23 protein-coding genes are annotated in these 17,324 nt (G+C 36.1%); 7 read left to right on the plus strand and 16 right to left on the minus strand.

What is annotated here, in order from left to right; genetic code table 11:
* Positions 1 to 66: 66 nt before the first annotated feature.
* Positions 67 to 1,098 carry a hypothetical protein gene (locus tag CPS_RS03895; RefSeq protein ID WP_011041726.1) on the minus strand — a complete coding sequence of 344 codons (1,032 nt, stop codon included), beginning with the start codon at positions 1,096 to 1,098 and terminating at the stop codon, positions 67 to 69.
* A gap of 1,062 nt (positions 1,099 to 2,160) precedes the next feature.
* Between CPS_RS03895 and CPS_RS24245 the strand changes: the two genes are divergently transcribed.
* Together CPS_RS24245 and CPS_RS03905 are read left to right on the plus strand one after the other, a co-directional pair.
* The gene (locus tag CPS_RS24245; protein ID WP_011041220.1) at positions 2,161 to 2,295 is read left to right on the plus strand and encodes a hypothetical protein; all 135 of its coding nucleotides are present in this window, start codon (positions 2,161 to 2,163) and stop codon (positions 2,293 to 2,295) included.
* On the plus strand, positions 2,285 to 2,533 hold the full coding sequence (locus CPS_RS03905; protein WP_011041221.1) for a hypothetical protein: 249 nt from the start codon (positions 2,285 to 2,287) through the stop codon (positions 2,531 to 2,533). Before CPS_RS24245 ends, CPS_RS03905 begins: the two co-directional genes overlap by 11 nt.
* Before the next feature lie 277 nt (positions 2,534 to 2,810).
* Here the strand turns inward: CPS_RS03905 and CPS_RS22795 are convergent, their stop codons facing one another.
* The 9 genes from CPS_RS22795 to CPS_RS03950 form a co-directional block, all read right to left on the minus strand.
* The gene (locus CPS_RS22795) at positions 2,811 to 4,178 is read right to left on the minus strand and encodes a zonular occludens toxin family protein (protein ID WP_011041728.1); all 1,368 of its coding nucleotides are present in this window, start codon (positions 4,176 to 4,178) and stop codon (positions 2,811 to 2,813) included.
* Between the two features lie 89 nt (positions 4,179 to 4,267).
* Complete coding sequence (locus CPS_RS03915; protein ID WP_011041729.1) at positions 4,268 to 4,672, minus strand: hypothetical protein; 405 nt, start codon at positions 4,670 to 4,672, stop codon at positions 4,268 to 4,270.
* Entirely contained in the window at positions 4,669 to 6,030 is a 1,362-nt protein-coding gene (locus tag CPS_RS03920; protein WP_011041730.1) for a hypothetical protein, read from the minus strand. The genes CPS_RS03915 and CPS_RS03920 overlap by 4 nt, the downstream gene beginning before the upstream one ends.
* A 120-nt stretch (positions 6,031 to 6,150) precedes the next feature.
* Complete coding sequence (locus CPS_RS03925; RefSeq protein ID WP_011041225.1) at positions 6,151 to 6,378, minus strand: hypothetical protein; 228 nt, start codon at positions 6,376 to 6,378, stop codon at positions 6,151 to 6,153.
* Positions 6,379 to 6,393: 15 nt separating this feature from the next.
* A complete protein-coding gene (locus CPS_RS03930; RefSeq protein WP_011041226.1) occupies positions 6,394 to 6,648 on the minus strand; it encodes a hypothetical protein in 255 nt (84 codons plus the stop codon).
* A gap of 6 nt (positions 6,649 to 6,654) precedes the next feature.
* On the minus strand, positions 6,655 to 6,999 hold the full coding sequence (locus tag CPS_RS03935; RefSeq protein WP_011041227.1) for a hypothetical protein: 345 nt from the start codon (positions 6,997 to 6,999) through the stop codon (positions 6,655 to 6,657).
* Between the two features lie 25 nt (positions 7,000 to 7,024).
* Positions 7,025 to 8,458, minus strand: coding sequence for a replication initiation factor domain-containing protein (locus CPS_RS03940; protein ID WP_011041228.1), 1,434 nt, complete (start codon positions 8,456 to 8,458; stop codon positions 7,025 to 7,027).
* The gene (locus CPS_RS03945) at positions 8,448 to 8,651 is read right to left on the minus strand and encodes a hypothetical protein (protein WP_011041731.1); all 204 of its coding nucleotides are present in this window, start codon (positions 8,649 to 8,651) and stop codon (positions 8,448 to 8,450) included. Before CPS_RS03945 ends, CPS_RS03940 begins: the two co-directional genes overlap by 11 nt.
* A 2-nt stretch (positions 8,652 to 8,653) precedes the next feature.
* A complete protein-coding gene (locus tag CPS_RS03950; protein WP_011041732.1) occupies positions 8,654 to 8,896 on the minus strand; it encodes a hypothetical protein in 243 nt (80 codons plus the stop codon).
* A 111-nt stretch (positions 8,897 to 9,007) separates the two neighbouring features.
* Between CPS_RS03950 and CPS_RS03955 the strand changes: the two genes are divergently transcribed.
* Both CPS_RS03955 and CPS_RS03960 read left to right on the plus strand, forming a co-directional pair.
* Positions 9,008 to 9,406, plus strand: a complete 399-nt coding sequence (locus CPS_RS03955; protein ID WP_011041733.1) for a hypothetical protein — start codon at positions 9,008 to 9,010, stop codon at positions 9,404 to 9,406.
* A 176-nt stretch (positions 9,407 to 9,582) separates the two neighbouring features.
* Entirely contained in the window at positions 9,583 to 10,053 is a 471-nt protein-coding gene (locus CPS_RS03960; RefSeq protein ID WP_011041735.1) for a hypothetical protein, read from the plus strand.
* Positions 10,054 to 10,273: 220 nt separating this feature from the next.
* Here CPS_RS03960 and CPS_RS03965 read toward each other — a convergent pair.
* The 5 genes from CPS_RS03965 to CPS_RS03990 all read right to left on the minus strand — a co-directional run bounded on the left by CPS_RS03965 (position 10,274) and on the right by CPS_RS03990 (position 13,334).
* Positions 10,274 to 11,454, minus strand: a protein-coding gene (locus CPS_RS03965) for an IS3-like element ISCps3 family transposase (protein WP_085961186.1) whose coding sequence is annotated in 2 segments (ribosomal slippage) — positions 10,274 to 11,169 and positions 11,169 to 11,454 — 1,182 coding nt in all. Because the reading frame shifts where the segments join, the coding sequence is not laid out codon by codon here.
* A gap of 85 nt (positions 11,455 to 11,539) precedes the next feature.
* Entirely contained in the window at positions 11,540 to 11,932 is a 393-nt protein-coding gene (locus CPS_RS03975; RefSeq protein WP_011041739.1) for a DUF2513 domain-containing protein, read from the minus strand.
* A gap of 100 nt (positions 11,933 to 12,032) precedes the next feature.
* The gene (locus tag CPS_RS03980; protein ID WP_011041740.1) at positions 12,033 to 12,485 is read right to left on the minus strand and encodes a hypothetical protein; all 453 of its coding nucleotides are present in this window, start codon (positions 12,483 to 12,485) and stop codon (positions 12,033 to 12,035) included.
* Positions 12,482 to 13,123: a hypothetical protein gene (locus CPS_RS03985; RefSeq protein WP_041736653.1), complete on the minus strand. Its 642-nt coding sequence runs from the start codon at positions 13,121 to 13,123 to the stop codon at positions 12,482 to 12,484. The genes CPS_RS03980 and CPS_RS03985 overlap by 4 nt, the downstream gene beginning before the upstream one ends.
* A gap of 4 nt (positions 13,124 to 13,127) precedes the next feature.
* Complete coding sequence (locus tag CPS_RS03990) at positions 13,128 to 13,334, minus strand: hypothetical protein (protein ID WP_011041742.1); 207 nt, start codon at positions 13,332 to 13,334, stop codon at positions 13,128 to 13,130.
* A gap of 501 nt (positions 13,335 to 13,835) precedes the next feature.
* Here CPS_RS03990 and CPS_RS03995 point away from each other — a divergent pair.
* Complete coding sequence (locus CPS_RS03995; protein ID WP_011041743.1) at positions 13,836 to 14,840, plus strand: phage integrase; 1,005 nt, start codon at positions 13,836 to 13,838, stop codon at positions 14,838 to 14,840.
* A gap of 220 nt (positions 14,841 to 15,060) precedes the next feature.
* Here CPS_RS03995 and CPS_RS23840 read toward each other — a convergent pair whose 3' ends face one another.
* Positions 15,061 to 15,822, minus strand: a complete 762-nt coding sequence (locus CPS_RS23840; RefSeq protein ID WP_011041744.1) for a hypothetical protein — start codon at positions 15,820 to 15,822, stop codon at positions 15,061 to 15,063.
* A gap of 56 nt (positions 15,823 to 15,878) precedes the next feature.
* On the opposite strand from CPS_RS23840, the gene CPS_RS04005 reads away from it, so the two are divergent.
* On the plus strand, positions 15,879 to 16,775 hold the full coding sequence (locus CPS_RS04005; RefSeq protein ID WP_011041745.1) for a bifunctional GNAT family N-acetyltransferase/hotdog fold thioesterase: 897 nt from the start codon (positions 15,879 to 15,881) through the stop codon (positions 16,773 to 16,775).
* A gap of 31 nt (positions 16,776 to 16,806) precedes the next feature.
* Positions 16,807 to 17,304 (plus strand): nuclear transport factor 2 family protein, encoded by a 498-nt coding sequence (locus CPS_RS04010; protein ID WP_011041746.1) that lies wholly within the window; start codon positions 16,807 to 16,809, stop codon positions 17,302 to 17,304.
* Positions 17,305 to 17,324: the final 20 nt, after the last annotated feature.

A 17,324-nucleotide genomic window follows, 5' to 3' on the forward strand; every position in this document is an offset into this window, starting at 1 on the left:
GTTTGCTATTTTTAATAATAAAGTTAGCTAGATAAGAGAAAAAATATAATAATTTATTGCACATCATCATAAGTTTAAGCCACAGCAAAATTGATAACTTAATCCACTTTTACAGAAACAATTACTAAGCAGGTTTCCCGTTTTTATATCTTTTAATGAAATTAAACTGCCATTTAAGTTTACTGGTCCATGGGGGTTATCCCAGACGATTACAGGTCTACCTTTTAATTTTTCCATAAAATCAATCGGTGGCTCAGGATTGGCGATTATAATTTGAGCAGAAGACGGAAGGTTATTTAAAATTTCATCTATTTCTTGTCGATCACATTCAAAATAGGAAATTCCAATAAAAACACAATGTGTAGACTTATTTAGTTCTTTTTTGAAACAGTTATTAGCTTCTTTAACCCATTGAAAATTTTTATACTTATTTACCTCATTCGGTACGATACATAGAGGCTGTGTTCTTGGGTAGAGCAAATCACTCGTCTTTAACCTTTTTATTGGCATATCGTTAACATCAATTATCCCATTCAATGGATACCTTACAGGGATATCGAGACCAACTATTTCAAAATCAACCGAGCCATGGGGTTTAAAAAGTGGCAGTCCATGTCCATGACCATTTATTTGCTGGGAATTATAAATACAACCTAATTCATCTAAGCATGTTTCTAATAAAAGGTCGTAATTTAAAGAGAATGCATTTATTAAATTATCTCTATGGAGTTGAAGCCACATAAACCAAGGCCAATCCTTTCGGAAGTTATCTATTTGAGCTGTAGCTAAATGTGAAAAAGAAATCGTCAGAAAGTGCCTAGCTTCAATCAAACATCGTCTGACCTCAACACCTAATGATTTGCAAAAACTTTCGTTTTGAAGTTTTAAAAATATATCAAAATCACTTTCATCAGGAAGCGAGTCTTTAATTAACTTGAGGTTAGGCAAGCAATCGATAAGTAAAACATCACTATCAGGACACTTTATTTCCCAGCTTAGAGGTGCTTGAGTATTCCATTCCTGCATTAAGCTTGTAAAATAACCGAAGCTGATAGAAAATCCATTACCAACTATCATCGAAATTTTTGGTTTATTCATATTAATCTCAATTACTACAGTGACATATTCTGTTGTTTAGTAATTACTAATTTACCTTAACCCTCTAAATTTTCATATCTTTATAGTAGCTATATTGTTCAGATTATAATAAATGTAATTTAAAAATTACATTTATAGTGTGTGTTAATAATAGGGAAATATCGTTTAGTGTGAAGCAGCATAATTTGGTGTAATCGACCCCCGTAATACATGACGGGGGTCGATTCAGTTAAAGTTTATTACGAAAATAATATTTAGTTGAAATATCATTAGTAAGAATATTAATTTTCTGAATTAGTAGTATAAGAGGATAGTAGCAAATTATATTCTGTTGATATATTCCACATCGTTAGAAGTCTCTTTAGTTCAACAAGCTCACTATGGGTGGGGTCGCCATTAATTGATTTTTCTGATAAAAAATTTAAACGTCTGAATTCTTCGCTAGTCATAATAATCATCCTTGATTCATACTAACTAAAATATAGTTAACTTTTTGTTTTATACAAATTTTATAAATATTCGCTACGCGATGAAGTACAGAAGAGCACTCGCTTCGCTCGATTAGTGCAGTTTGTTTTTTTCTTAACGCTTCGCTAAAAAAGAACAAACCTAAAACTGACAAATCGCTGTAGGCCTCAGCAATTAACGCATACAGCAGCACTCCGAAAAAACTTTACCCCCGTATTACTAAACGGGAGTAAAATCTTTCATTTCCTCCTACCGCTCCATTCCTCTTCCTCGTTGCTCAGGCTTCGCCCTCGTCCTCGTCATCATCGCTCAGGGTCGTCAATAGAAAGCTCAGTTGCCTAAAAGTAATCATTAAGTAAAGAATAGAGAAAAGGTCAAAAGCGGTTCCAAAGAGCTTCAAGCCTAATTTAGTAAAGTAAAATAAAGGTTTCTAAGAACATTTTTAAATACACAAAAATAACCTCAGACACTCCTTGATTTTCATTGACAAAATTATTCTCTCACTCTGTTTGATTAGCATCAAATTAAGCGCGCACCCCTATGTTTCTGCGAAACGGGTACACATTAAATTGACACTATCAGGGAACTTAGAGCATGAATGATATTGAAGCTGAAATCGCTAACACTTTAAAAGAGATTGAAGAACTAAAGGAAGAGACACGGGCAATTGTGGCCAAAATGAAGACGCTAAATACTGCTGATGAAAAGGAAACTAATCATGCTAATTAAAATTAATGAGTCAGAGCCTGAGTTCGTCGCGTTCGTTGAATCGCTTAAACAACATTACAGTGAAGCAACCGCCGCTGGTGCAACAAAGAAAGCGATCGTTAATCATGTATCAGTGACCAAAGAATTAAGGAAAACAAAAAAGAAGCTGGAAAAGCTTGAGGCGATACTTGAAGAAATCAAAACGATAAAGCGACAGCAGAAAGGGTTGCAACAAGCCCTCGATATTCTAACGGATTAGTACCAAAAGGTTATCCTGGCAAGCGTGCCTGGACAATGAATTAGTACCAAAAAGTTATCCTGGCAAGCGTGCCTGGACAATGAATTAGTACCAAAAAGTTATCCTGGCAAGCGTGCCTGGACAATGAATTAGTACCAAAAAGTTATCCTGGCAAGCATGCCTGGACAATGAATTAGTACCAAAAAAGGCTTACCGGTTTAACCAGGTTAAACAACTTTGGTACTAAAACGTAAAAAAGAACGTAATAACGGCTACGTACAACACATAAACAAACAACTTAGAGTAATGACAACTGAATAGGGCTATTGCCCCTCGCTTCTTGAAAAGGCTCACTCGGTTTAGTTGGCTCACAATACACATAGTTACTGTGATTATTTGACCTTAATTCAACTAAACAGTCTGAGCTAAAGAAAATCTTATAACCCATCGCTATTAACGATTCAGAGCCAACATTTAATACTTCATCATTAATGTAAGCAGTGAAGACATAATCACGAGTAACACGATGCTTATTAAAATAAACCGTATTAACCGCATTGATATACATCTTGGTCGCACCGAACGGCAGCGCTACAAAATTATTAGGCGCAGTAACAGTCGAAACACTAGCACGACGAAAAGAAAAAGGATTAATCTCCCCATCACTTTTTTGAGCAGTACGAACGGAAGCATTAGCAACTTGAACAGCAGCCGCTGAAGCTTTCGGACTTTGTGAAATCGCATTAGGTAAACTATTCGCCAACGGTTCATCAACTTCAATGCTTTCATCGTCGAAGAAAAAGAAAACCATATACACAAGATAGGCAACCACAAAGGCGAAGCCAACAATAACACTAGGAGTAATAGGCGACTGACCAGCGCCCGATTTAGTAGATTTTCCTGTTGCTGTGGACTTATAAAGTTTGAAAACATCGAGCGGCACCTTTTTGAACGTGACAATATCGTTTTTACCAACAGAAATTCCATTAGTTTTGGGTAAATGTTCTAGAATTCTAGGACGTCTTTTGTAGTAGGGAATTGGGATCGCATCTTTTGACGAGTGAGCATAAGCAACCTCACAAACAGAGCGGATAAACGATGATATTTCCTTAATATCAGGCGTGGCCAATAAGATATCCCAGTTGTAATGCCTATGACGCATAAAGCATTCACGCAGCGTTCTTGGGTATCGTAAATAATTTCGCTCATCAAAAAGAGATTCACCAATATCATCCTGATAATCTTCAATGTTTACATTGGACTTAATTTTGCGTTGTTCTTCATGATAAATTTCCGAAAACTCTTGAGGCAATAAATCATCAAAAGCGCCCTCAGTCTTATAGTCATAATCAGAAGCCTTAAAAGACTTATCATTTGGGTAAATATCTTGTATTTCATCCAGAAAGATAAGCGCGCCAATCGGCAACCAATGAAAGAAATTACGCATCAACAACATACCCGTATCATTACCAATACTTATTCGTAACAATCTAGCCGTACTAGGAAAAACCTCTTTTAACTCGCGCTGTATCTCTTCAAGCGTTTTGATGCCCTGCAAATTAGTAACAACTACACGACCAAGACGTAAAGCAGGAACAATTTCAAACCACATGGCCGTAGATGATTTGTAAGAGCCTGGGGGACCATGAAAAACTTTAGTAGCCATGAGTTAACCTCTTTGCATATAAAACAAAACGACAAATGAAAAAACAATCAAAAAAGATAAACGCGCAGACAAATATATAAATCTAATCATTAGAAACTCATCTGATAAACAAGACGTGTAATAAGCGCCTCAATAAGTAAGCTAAGCGCATCAAAAAAACGCATATCTGAAGCCGCTTGTCGTAAATCAGGCGGAAGATTAGAAATTGCCGTATTCACAACCTCATTAATGTTAATCATTTGAATAAAAGATAAAGCGACCTCATGAGCAAAAACCAACGTTTCATACATAAGATAAAACTTTAAATAGAGTAAATAACTCGTTAACCAAACAAAAAAATCACCTATTGCAGTAGGAATAATGACAGTAAAAAACTCATAAATACTCATGAAAAAGATTGTGGCAGTTTCAAAAAAACCAGTAACACCCGTTTGAGGAGCAGCAAAAACATCAAAGGAAAAAAAAGCTAATAAAACAAAAATCAATAACTTCATGATTTAATCCCCCCAAGTACAATAGTCAACGCACTAAGGGCAGCAAGAAAATAAACAACATTGCCAACACCGCCAAAATACTCAGAAAAACGAGCTAATGAAATATCATGAGAACCCCATTTACCTAAATCAAGATTATTAGCCTGATAACCACCACTATTACCCGCCGTAAAATTAAACTTTTCCCTTACCTCATTAATAAACAACCTATTCTCAACACCAATAGAAGCCTTAAAACCATCAGTAAGACCAGTTAAATCACTTTCATTAATAAAAAGAGTGTCATAAGCACTAAAGCTAGCTACGCCAAAATCAGACTGATAACTACCCCCTAATTCATCACCCAAACCATCAATTTTATCACCCAAACCATCGATACCAGAACCAAGACTATTAACAGCACCAATAATACCCTTATCATCAAAAACAGCTTTTTCAATACGATTAACAGCATCAATAATACCGTTAGCAGAATTACTAACAGTGGTTGATATATCATCAGATTTTTCAACAATAGTTTGATTAGTTGTCTCAGTGGTAGAAGCTAAATTTTTAGTATTAGCATTGCGGGTAGCAACAACTTCATTAATAAGCTTATCGCCTTGTAATGATGAAATATTTGAAGAGGTGTCAGAAGTGGTTCCATCAGCTTCATAATCAATATCATGTTCAACATCTTCAGTAGTAGTTGTAGAGGGGTCAACACTTGAACCAGTACTACCAGAACCGAAATCTAAATCACTAGGTGGCTCAGGAACATCACAAAAAGGATAAACTGAACAATCCTCTTCTTTAGGTATAGAGCCATCATTACAAACACCAGTACAAGAAGTAGTGCCTTGACCATCATCAGTATAATTTGAACTTTTAACGCCCCAGTTATTAGCACATTGATTTTTTACAACATCGTTACACTTATCAGACTCAGATTTAAAATCTTCACAAGAATAACTATAAACATTAGGGGAAGTGTAAACGAAACCAGTAACAACTCTTGAAGTAGAACTACAATCTAAATTTGCTAATTCATGGCATTCAATAGGAGATTGACAACCGACAGAATAAGACAAATAAAGAGTAGCAGTGATATTACCAGAATCATTACACTGAGAACCCAAGCGATACTTAATCCTTGTAGAGCTTGAATAAATAAGAGGACATTTATAATAGGTATTACCATCACCGTAAGCGATTTCAGAGGGGGCAATCTGAGCACAATTAGCTGATTGGGCATCATCACCAGAACAATAATCAAAAGTAAAAGCCGAAGCTAAACCTATTTTATTAGTGATCGTAACAATAGCCGAAACATTAAAACTAAAAATAAAAATCAGGATAAAAAGTAATAATCGAAACATAACAAGACTCAAATTTTAGGTAAAAAAAAGGACTTCCTAAGAAGCCCTAATCCCGCTTGTAAATCCCTCGATACAGCAGTAATAAAGGCAACAAGCTAATAAAATGGTTGTGACCATCGCTTAACGACCGAACCAACCAAGCATTTTACCAACACCAAAACCAAGGATTGCTACACCAATAACACCCGCTATAACAGCGGTTACATTGCCACTACCTTCAGTTACTGCCGTACCAATTTGAGCCGTATAATCAGCCGCTTGAACCGCAGCAGAAGAGCCAGCAATTGCAGAAACAGCAGCTACCGCTTTAACTTTTTTTGTTTTTAAAAAACTAACTAATTTGTTCATGTTATAAACCTTATTTTATTTACCTAACCAGCGAGCAACACGCCCACCGAAATGTGATGTTAAAAAAGCCATAATTAGCGCTAATTCAACGATTGCGAACACTTCTACATCAAAAGCAAAAAGCAGATGTAGCGTTTCATTCATTTGTTGTAGTGAGCCACTTTGTAATTCAACGAATTCAGACTGACTCACCAAAACAAATTCTGTACAGTCCGTTTCTGCAACTATTTTTAAATAACCTGTACCGTCATTAGCTGCACAAACCGACATAATTAATTAACCTGCTTTTTGTTGTTGAGCGGGTTCAATCACAAGCAGTACGGCTTTTGAATCAACGTAAACATTGCGGTAATCACCGACATTCACAGGTAATTCAACCAAAGCACCGTGACTTTCTGAAAGCGTTTTAATGAAAAAGGCATCTTTTTCTTTTTCAGCACTTATGCGAGCGGTTCTAATCATCTTTTGTTCTTGGTCAAAGCCATTAACAAAAGAGACTTCAATACCAATTTCGGTATAGCTGTTCTCTTGAGCTACGCCACCTTTATCGATGTAACGGTTTTTAGTTAACTTAGTACCGACTAAAATGCCGCGTAAAAAAATACCTGTTTGAATACTCATGTTTATCTCTCCAAATAATTAATGTTTAAGCTGCTGCCGTTTGTGCTTGTTGTTGTAAAACCCACTCTTCAATAACAGAGGCTTTCAACCGTTTAGGCATTGACGAACGACAGTCGGGCTCTTCAATGTCTTTTACAAATTTCTCTACGATTTCGCTATCAGATAAACCACAAATTACGCGCATCATGTTGATGGCTTTACGTGTACTGATAACTTGGTTTTCAACAATTTTCTCGATGGTCATGGTGGCTTGTTTAACCAGGGTTTTAATTTTGCATTGCTCAACACTTAAAAAATTGAGTGCTGGGTAAGTGGCTGCAAGGTATTCACTCGGCTTTACCATGGCATCAAGTGGTATAACGCGTTGGCTTGAATGCAATTCAACTTCCCAACGTACCCACTTAGATTTCATATCACCTAGCTGTTTACCTTTTTCATATATGCGTAACAGCTTGCCAGATTCACGAGAACCGATATAAAGCGTTTTTCCCTTGCTTGGAATAAAGCCAAAGGTTTTCTTAGCCGTTGATTTAGTGGACTCGTTACTGATTTCTTTTAAGTCTTTAAAGTTCTCTTTCAGCATTTTTTCTGTTAAATGCCCAGATTCAACATACATATAACAAGCAGGGCGGCCGCCAGAGTTAAACAGGCCTTTCTTGGCTTTACTCAATGCTCGCTTAATAGAGTGCTTCCCTGCGTAATCGTCATGCGCTAAATCAATACGGGTAATTTTAAGCGCTGGAATATTTTTGATTTCTTCATAGAGGCGTTTCATATCCAAAGCGTTACAACCCGTTCCCATGAACGACACGTAACAACCAAGGTTTTTACCACCCCAACAAATAACACCAGCTTGCTCACCATCAGCGTACAGAGTGGCTGAGTAAGAATAATTAAAACGTCCTGTCGGATTATTCTTAACCGTCCAAATAAAAGTTTCCTGAGTGAACACATTATTCAAGCGACAAACAAAGCGTTCTACTTCACCGCAACAAAGAACATCAAGTAAATCGACGCCAATGTTGTCTAATAAGTTGTTTAAACGGTCACCATATTTAATGCCGGTATCGACTTCTAATTCGCCTTTTAACATGTCACGTAATTCGTAACGTGCAGAAACTTCGTTGTCTGAAAGGGCAAGTGATTTAAGCGGTAAATCTTTATGTCGACGATTGTTATATTCACGGGTAATGGTGCTACAAGATTCTTTATAACGGCTCAAAATCGCTTCATATTCATGCGCGTTAAACGCGTTAGTGCCTAACAGCTCTTTGTTTTTTGTGTTCTCAAGCTTGGCCAGTTCACGGTTTAACGCCGCATCTTTTGCCTTAACAATTAATTCGCTTTTGATACAGGCGCCAATTTTGGCCATCTGCTTAATGTTTAATAATTCTTTGGGTGACCAAGTCAGTGACAAGGCATCCACTAAACAAGGGATTGTTGTTGGTTTAGTTTTCATCAAAAGCCCCTTGTCGTTGTAGTTCGTGATAGTTATTTTCATCAACTTCAATTAAGTTGAATTCGTGACCGTATACCGTTTGAAGAAATCCAATTAACGAGACTAAATTACAAAAGTGATGCACTTGGCCGTTGTGCTGTATAGCAACATCGCCCCAGTCTTCCCTTTGAAAGTACACGTTAGGATTATTCATGGTTAAGCCGCTGCCTGCGCTTCTTGGCGGATAGCTTCTAGATTGATGAAAGTTTTTTCACGAGCTTTTAATTTTGATTTTATTGGTAATAAACCCTTGTGGATTTGTTGGCGAACGCTTACTTCTGTTTCGCCCTTAATGCGGGAATAGTCGGCTACACTAACGAAAGGCATGCTTAAAAGGATTAAATCCTTTTTAAGTGATTCAAATTGACTGTCTGTAAGTGTAATATTGTTAGTTAACATTTTTATACTCATCAATCATTGCGTTACGCAGTGTTAAACTCTGATGTGAATATTAAACTCGCAATATGTGGATTTCAAGTCCTTTTTATCGCGTTTTGAGGTTTATTTTGTATGACGTTGAATTCAAATGAAATTTTTGAAAGGTTATTAACCCTTTATGAAACAAAAAAACTAAACGAACTATCAATAAAACTTGGTTTTAAGAAAAACTGGGGATCTTCTGTAAAAAATAGAGGCTCAATTCCATTTGAGGCTTGCACGAAAGCATGCGAAGAATTTAATGTTTCTATGGATTATTTGATTTATGGAATTGAAAATAAATTAGAAAAAATAGATATAAATGAATTGAAATTATCAGTTACCGAAGGAGTTTTTGCAGCAATACAAACTAACCTAATCACCTTAAATAAAGACGTTAAAATCTCACATGTAACTGAAGCAATAACGTCTGAAATTAAAGAAGTTTGTAATATTAACGATGAGAGCAAACAACTAAAGAAAGTTCAGTAACCGAATCTCTTCTTTGTTGAATGTTGATTATTACCTCTTGTTCCCACTGTTTTAATGCAAGGTAGCGTAAATCAGGTGGTAGTTTTTTTAATTCGAAATAACGGATAAGTAAACTTTGATTCATTTCATTCCCTAGATTTAAAGTCTCAAAAAAAATAGCAATAAGGATATATAAAATGCTAAAAATATTAATAATAATCTGCTTATTAGTAGTTTCAAATCAAGCCTCTGCAAAATCTAAATGCGAACTAGAATGGAATGCGCTTAAAAGTGTTCAATCTCAATTAAGACATAAATCTACCGAATATTTAAGAAAGAAAGAACATAAAAAGCACGACGAATATCAAAAATGCCGAAAAGGTAAAAGTAAGAAGTCAAAGAGCTATAAAACAACAAACAATCAAAAAACAACGTATAAAAAATATAGCGATATAAATTACCCAACTAAGAATATAACGAATACGATATCTCTAAAGGGAAAGTTCAAGGACGAAAAACAAGATGCATGGATACAATACTATGACAAACCAAAAGAATGTCTATTCCCTAAAAACATACAAGAATTTTCAAAGTGCTTAAGTTATAGGGATGAAGCAGCAAAAAAATTCGATATGGAATGGACAGCAAGCCACAATGAAAAAAATTAAAAAGGTACAGGATGGTATTTGGAAAACTGATTCTGAAAGCAAATCTGTCTAATTGACTTTAGGCCAAACGGCCATGCAGGTACTCGTCTAAAAAAATCACTTCTAACACTTAAAAACTTCTCAAACAGTAAGAAAATACAGGCAACTTGGATTAGATTTTTGTATTGATAACGGGCCATTAAAAGTTGATCTTCCCCCGATAAAACGGACACATTTTATTTTACGCTGCCAGGGCTTCATATTCTATTGGAGAACAATAGTTTATCCCTGAATGCATCCTCGAAACATTGTAGTATTTGTTAATGTAGTTGCCAAGTGTTCCTCGCAGTTCTTTATCACTTTTAAACACATTACCACGAATAACTTCCGTCTTCATTGAATGGAAAAATGACTCCATATGCGCATTATCAGTACATTTTCCAGCTCTACTCAAACTATGAGTGATCCCATGTCGTTTCAATGCTTTCTGGTAAATGTGCCCACGATATTCTACGCCTCTATCAGTGTGGAGCATTAAGTCACCGGATGGTTTGCGTTTCTTAACTGCATTTTGCAATGTACGCTTGGTCACTTCCATCGTCCTATTTTTATCCAAACTCCAGCTAATAATGCGCCGTGAATATAAATCCATGATGACCGACAAATAACGCCATACGCCTTTAACTTTCAAATACGTGACATCAGCTACCCAGACCTTATCTTTAGCCAATGGGACTTCGCCATCAGGTCGTAAGTTTTTACCTGTCGTTAGGAAGCGTTTATAAAAGGCTGAACGTGTCGTCACGCGCATTACTCTGGCAACCAAACCAAGCGCACGATACAAACGTTCGACACGTTTTTTACCTATGTTGTACCCTTGCTTTTGTAAGGCCTTAAATATTCGAGGGCTCCCATATCGTCCTCTATTCTCTTTGAAAATTTGCTGTATTTTATGTTTAAGCTCAACATCTTCTATGGCTCTAGCACTCGGTTGGCGCTCACGCCAGTCATAATAACCACTTTTAGATACATCAAAAAACGTCAGTAATCGCGTAACTTTTATGTCGGCTCTGAGTTTTTCGATGAATCGATATCGACTTGATGTTCCTCTGCAAGAAACCGTTGCCACTTTTTTAGGATATACAGCTCCTCCTTGAGTGCTTTATTTTCACGTTCAAGTTGCTGTTCTTTGGTCAGTACTTTTTTGGCTTTTGATTGCCCTGCCACTTTTTTTCGTTTATCCACCACAATGATCCCTTCACGATATTCTTTTCGCCATCGTGACAGCATAAATGGGTGTATGTCGAGTTTTTCAGCGACAGATTTGATTGTGACGCCGACAACAAAACTCAGTTGAACAGCATTGACTTTAAAGTCGTTTGAATACTTCCAAGTTCGTCTTGGATTGTTGTACTTTGGCATAAGACACCTCATCTTTAGTTAGATTTTGGTGTCCGTTAAAGCGGGGGAACTTCAAGTGTCCCGGTTTAAACGCTTGTTATGCGTATTATTCATCTAACAATTTAAGAACTTGCTTCGATGCTATTTTCTTAGATACATCGATTACAGCTGATAAACCTTCTTTGCGAAATTTATCTTTAATTGTTAATAATATATCTGGCTTTGTAAGTGCTGCAGCGAAGTCATGCCCGTCAGCCGTTAACCTCCAATCAACTAATATTATATTGTATCCATCAGGATATCCTTTACTGAAGTTTCTAAGACAAAGATCTCCTGTTATATTTATGCCTACAACAAGGTTCTTATCAGCCATTATTTCCATATGAAATACAAATTTATCACTATCAAGATCATCAAAATTTTGCCAATTAACAATCGGTGAATCACTATTAAGAAATACTTCTAGAATTTGTTCAATAAACTCATAATCTATCCGCATTGTAGGCCTCCATATACGTATAACGCCTCGTTAAGAGGCAATAATATGTTGGCTAAAATAAGCGACGCAGAAGCAAAAGCCAACTATTTTTTGTTCTTGTTTAACAGCTTGTTATGCTGCGTGTAAGCTCAAATTCAGCGAGAAATAACAACATAGTTTTTGCTTCAATTACATCTTCTTCTTTTTCACTACAAAAATACAAGCCGTAATGAGGTCTGTTGCAATCCTTTATTTCAATTAACCTTCGAGGGACATTCACTTGGCTTTCTACATCTTCTGAATTTATATGCATAATTCCGGATGTTTTTGCCATGGTAAATTCTTTCTGCTTCATTAACTTAATAAAGTCTTGATAACGTTCCGGTAATACACTAGATGTGGATTGAAAGAAAGAGAGGTATTCTTCAGGTGGTAAGCGATCTTCTCTTAATTGAAGAGATTCATCAGTAGGTTCGTTATCGACTATATAAGATGGTTTTACGTATCGTAGTAAATACAACTGTGTTGAGCTGCAAACGTTAGGTGTAATTTTTTTTGAAAGACAAATATTCAACTTTTCACCATTCTGATCAGGTTATATATTTCGTGGGAGTCCTCTAAGTTATGATTAAAAAATGCTCTCCCTGTTATTTTTATGATCCCTTTTCCTTTTTTTATAAAAGAGAATGTGACCTCTTTATTTTCCTTCATTAATAAATTTAATATGGGCTTACTTTTTTTACTCGATTTTAAAGTTAAACCAAACGCACCGGTATTTTCATCAATATAAACATTATGTTTAAGTCTACTAATTTCAGGAATGAACCTTACCAATTGCATAAGTGAATCTACAGATGGTTCAGGAAATTTGTTTAATTGATTGGTTTTATTATCTTCATAATATGTAAGGAATGCATTTCGAGCATCCTCAAGCACTCTATTGTGGACACTTTTCTCTATTGCTAAGTTAGCCATAAAATCTAGTAAATCATTAAAATGATTACTTTGATTAGCCAACTCTTTCTTATCTTCACAATAACTACAAATTTTTAGTAGAGATTCATTCCAGCTATTTCGCTCAGTTTCATAAACGGATGTAGAAATAGAGTTTATACTGACATGATAAGATTTTTTAGTCGCGAAACTTTTCACTTCTGAATTTTTTACTTTATCCATATCAGTGAAAAAGACAACTTTTGAAGGTTTATTCATGAATTTAATCCTCGTTGATAAACTCCTGTAAGCCTTCAATTAACTTCTTTGCTTGGTTCTTTGTGATCGCTATTGAAGTTTCCACTTTTGTAACATTGTCATCAGGCAGGTCTAGGAAATCAACAATACATAGCTCATCTCCGCTTGCTAATCTAAACCCCATAGAAACAAAAGGGGCTCTTTGCCTTGGTATAAATTTTTTCTCATTCATATTTATTCTCATTATCTTATTACTAGTAGTAGTAGTAGTAGTTTATCAAGCATCTAGGGTAGTTGGAACACCTATTCCCAATAAGCCACATAACAGCTTATTGGGAGGCATGATGCCTTATTTAAATAAGGCATCATGCTTCCTTTAAAAATTCATTGAGTTCAACAATAACGGTTAATTCAATGATTTTCAAGGCATTAACAAGAACTAGGTTTTATACTCTTAGTTGAAAGAAGGCGCTATACCTTCTTTCTCGCAAAAAAGTGTAAACTTCTGGTGGGGCTGTACATAAAATCAGTTACAGAACAGACTTAATTCATTAGAAAACATGAGAAAATTTTAACTGCACTGTCGGCAATGTGCACCAAGGGAACATTAGCACCAATATTTATTAGTGTTGAAATTTCTCAACGCGTGACGAATTTCTCATTATTTATGAAGATCCCAAAAAGGTCTTAACTATTTTATAATATGGAATAAAATATTTAAAAGGATTTAGCCATGAAGAAAATTAAAAAAGTACAAGATGGAATTTGGAAAACCGATTCAGAAAGTAAGCCTTATCAAATTGACTTTAGACCTAATGGCCACCACGGCAAACGATACAAAAAAAGCTTCTTAACACTTGGTGAAACAAGGCGGTTTATGAACCATTTAATTTCAGAAAATAATGGTTTAAAAGAATGGCAACCTGATACAGACGATAATCGAAAGTTAAGCACAATTATTGATTTATGGCATAAGTTACATGGCAAAAATTTAATTGAAGAAAAAGCGCTACTTCAAAAGTTAAAAAATATGTGTAAAGGACTTAATGATCCTATTGCTAGAAAGTTAACGCCTAAAGTATGGGTAGCATACAGAGCTATAAGATTAGAGAAAGTATGCGCTAAAACTGTAAATGAAGACCAAAATAAAATTAAAGGCGTATTTAATGAGCTGATAAGGCTTGGGGAATTAAAAACAAACCCACTAAACGGGCTTAAAAACTTAAAGTATTCAGCGCCTGAAATGGGATTCTTTTCAAAGAACGAAATGATGACCTTATTAAATGAGCTAAAGAACTCAGACAATATTGATGCTTATTACATTTCAAAAATATGTTTATCAACTGGTGCAAGGTGGGGAGAAGCTGAAAAACTACTAAGTAGAAACTTAAGAGACAACTTCATTACATTCATTAAAACCAAAAATGGCAAGACAAGAATAATCCCCATATCAGACGAGCTTAAAAATGAAATACCCGAAAAAGAGGGTAGATTGTTTAGTGACAGCATGAAAACATTTAGAACGTCATTAGCTAAGACCGGTATAACACTCCCCAAAGGACAAGCTACACATGCTTTAAGACATACATTTGCTAGTCATTTTATGATGAATGGCGGGAATATTCTGGTACTAAAAGAAATACTCGGACATGCACGAATTGAAGAAACTATGAAGTATGCACACTTTTGTAAAACACACTTACACGATGCCGTGATGCTAAATCCAATCAGTAAATAAAATACCCAAAAAATACCCCGTAGTACTAACAAACAGTAACAATCAATAACGAGCAGTAACACGTAGGCCGCATAAAACCTGTGAAACCCTTATGCGGTAAGTATGCTTAAGGTTGCTTCGGCATCCTTTTTTATTGCCTGAAAATCAGTAAGCTTTGTTCTAACATTTATATGTTAGGTAAGAGAAGAAGTCATTGATGAAGATAAAGTGTCAACAGTCTCTAATTGAGCTGTTTGCCATGAGGCCAGAATTTACGCCAACGCTGCATAGTATTTGAAGCAAGGTAACTCTGTTTATTTCGCTTTATCAGCCGGTGAAGTTGCCAGTGCTTAGGTGTTAGATGGATAACAATATTAAGATAATTAGGAATATCAAAATACGTAATATGATGACTTGGTTGTAACTGCTGTAATATCGTTAAGCATAAATTAATATCGCTATCACTAATATCAGGTAAATTAATTGATAAACTTGATTGTGAATCTAACTTACCTGTTAACACCTCAAGTTGATTTACAATGCAATCAAAACCAAACTCTTGAGACTGGTAAACATCACAAATAATCCAATCCATATCGCTAGCGTTCTGCTGTGCTAACCAGGTCATGCCATCCGCACAGACAATATCAAGTTCAGCTTGTTCAGGGTTGAAGTATTGAGTAAAGCTGTTGATAACCTCCTGACTGTGTTCAACAGTGGTTAACATTATATCTGGCGATAAATGCTGTAAAAACCGAGTGAGGTTTCCGCCGCCTAATCCTAGTTCAATGATGCGGGTTGGTTTAAAAAATAGCAGTGGTAATAGCAGAGCGATCTGATGTGGTAAGGTTAATTGCCAAGGTTTACGTTTGTGCATAACACTTTGCACTACATCACTAAATGCCATCCAACGATAAGAGTCATTTTCACTCACCGTTATTGCATCTTGTTGTTGGCTTAAATACACTAACCTCCCTTGGGCTAAGTGTTTCGCTAACTGCATAAGCCAATTCCTAAATTTAATTATTATAACGCATTGAATAAGCGTAAGGATAGTCAATGAATGTCTGCAGGTCACCAAAAACAGCTTTAGAGTTTGAACAATATTACCAATTACGTTGGCAAATATTACGTCAGCCATGGGAACAAGCCTTAGGCAGTGAGCGTGATAGCTTAGAGCAAGAATCTATACATCGTATGATCCTTGATGAAAATGATAAAGTGATCGCAGTTGGGCGACTAGAAAAATCTGATCAGTTTTCTGGCCAAATTCGTTTTATGGCGGTAAGTGCTGAAGCACAAGGGCAGGGACTCGGTCAGAAAATAATTGAAGCGCTTGAACACCAAGCACAAAAGTTAGGTCTTACTGAGATTACGTTGAATGCGCGAGAAGATGCTGTAGGGTTTTACCAAAAACTTGGTTATAGCTTACAAGGTTTTTCACACCTGTTGTTTGATGAAATTAAACACTTTGTGATGAATAAAGCCTTAGCTCATGCACATGATCACCAAGAACAAGTGTCAACAGCACTGCAAGAGGTTTGGCATAAGACTATTCCGCTCAGTAAAGTGATGAATATTAAAATTAGTTATTTTGATGGTAAAGAGCTTATTACTCATTGTGATGGTGATTTTAATAAAAACTTACATAACACTATGTTTGCCGGCAGTATTTATACCTTGGCCACTTTATCTGGTTGGGGCTGGGTGTATTTACAGTTGCAGCAGCAGCAATTGAAAGGCGATATTGTCTTAGCTAAGGCGGATATTAAATATCATGCACCGATAGCAGGCATTGGTTATGCAAAAGTTTCTGCTGAATCGGTCTCAGGTGACTTTACTCGATTAACCCGAGGAAAAAATGCACGTATTAATTTAACGGCTCACCTTTATAGTGGTGAAGATATTGCGGCTACCTTTACCGGAAGTTATGCGGTATTAGTGCCTACACCATAACTTAAGCCAGAACTTTAAAAAGTGAGAAACCATGAGAAAGTTTAGTCTGTTAGTCGTTGCGTTAGTTTTTGGACTAACTGCTCAATTATGTAGTTTTGCAGTGCTTGCTGTGAATGATGAACAAAGTATAACTAAGGTCTTAAATAGCTTTCATCAGGCGGCAGCAGACGCACAGGCTACGCCTTATTTTAACCTACTTAGCCAAGATGCCATTTTTCTTGGTACCGATGCGAGCGAGCGCTGGAGCAAAGAAGAGTTTAAGGCTTTTGTGGTGCCATATTTTTCTAAAGGCAAAGGCTGGCTCTATACTCCCACTGAGCGAAATATCAGCTTAGTTAAACAAGGGCAGGTAGCCTTTTTTGATGAGTTACTCTTTAGCGAAAGTTATGGCACTTGTCGTGGCTCAGGTATATTAATAAAAACTGACGGAGGCTGGAAAATATCCCAGTATAACTTATCAATCCCTATGCCTAATGGTTTAGCTAAAGCCCTCGTTAAACAAATCAAAATGTTTGAGCAGAGCAAGTAGTATCACTAATATAAAACGAG

It is taken from the genome of Colwellia psychrerythraea 34H (assembly GCF_000012325.1).
GTDB classification, from domain to species: domain Bacteria; phylum Pseudomonadota; class Gammaproteobacteria; order Enterobacterales; family Alteromonadaceae; genus Colwellia; species Colwellia psychrerythraea_A.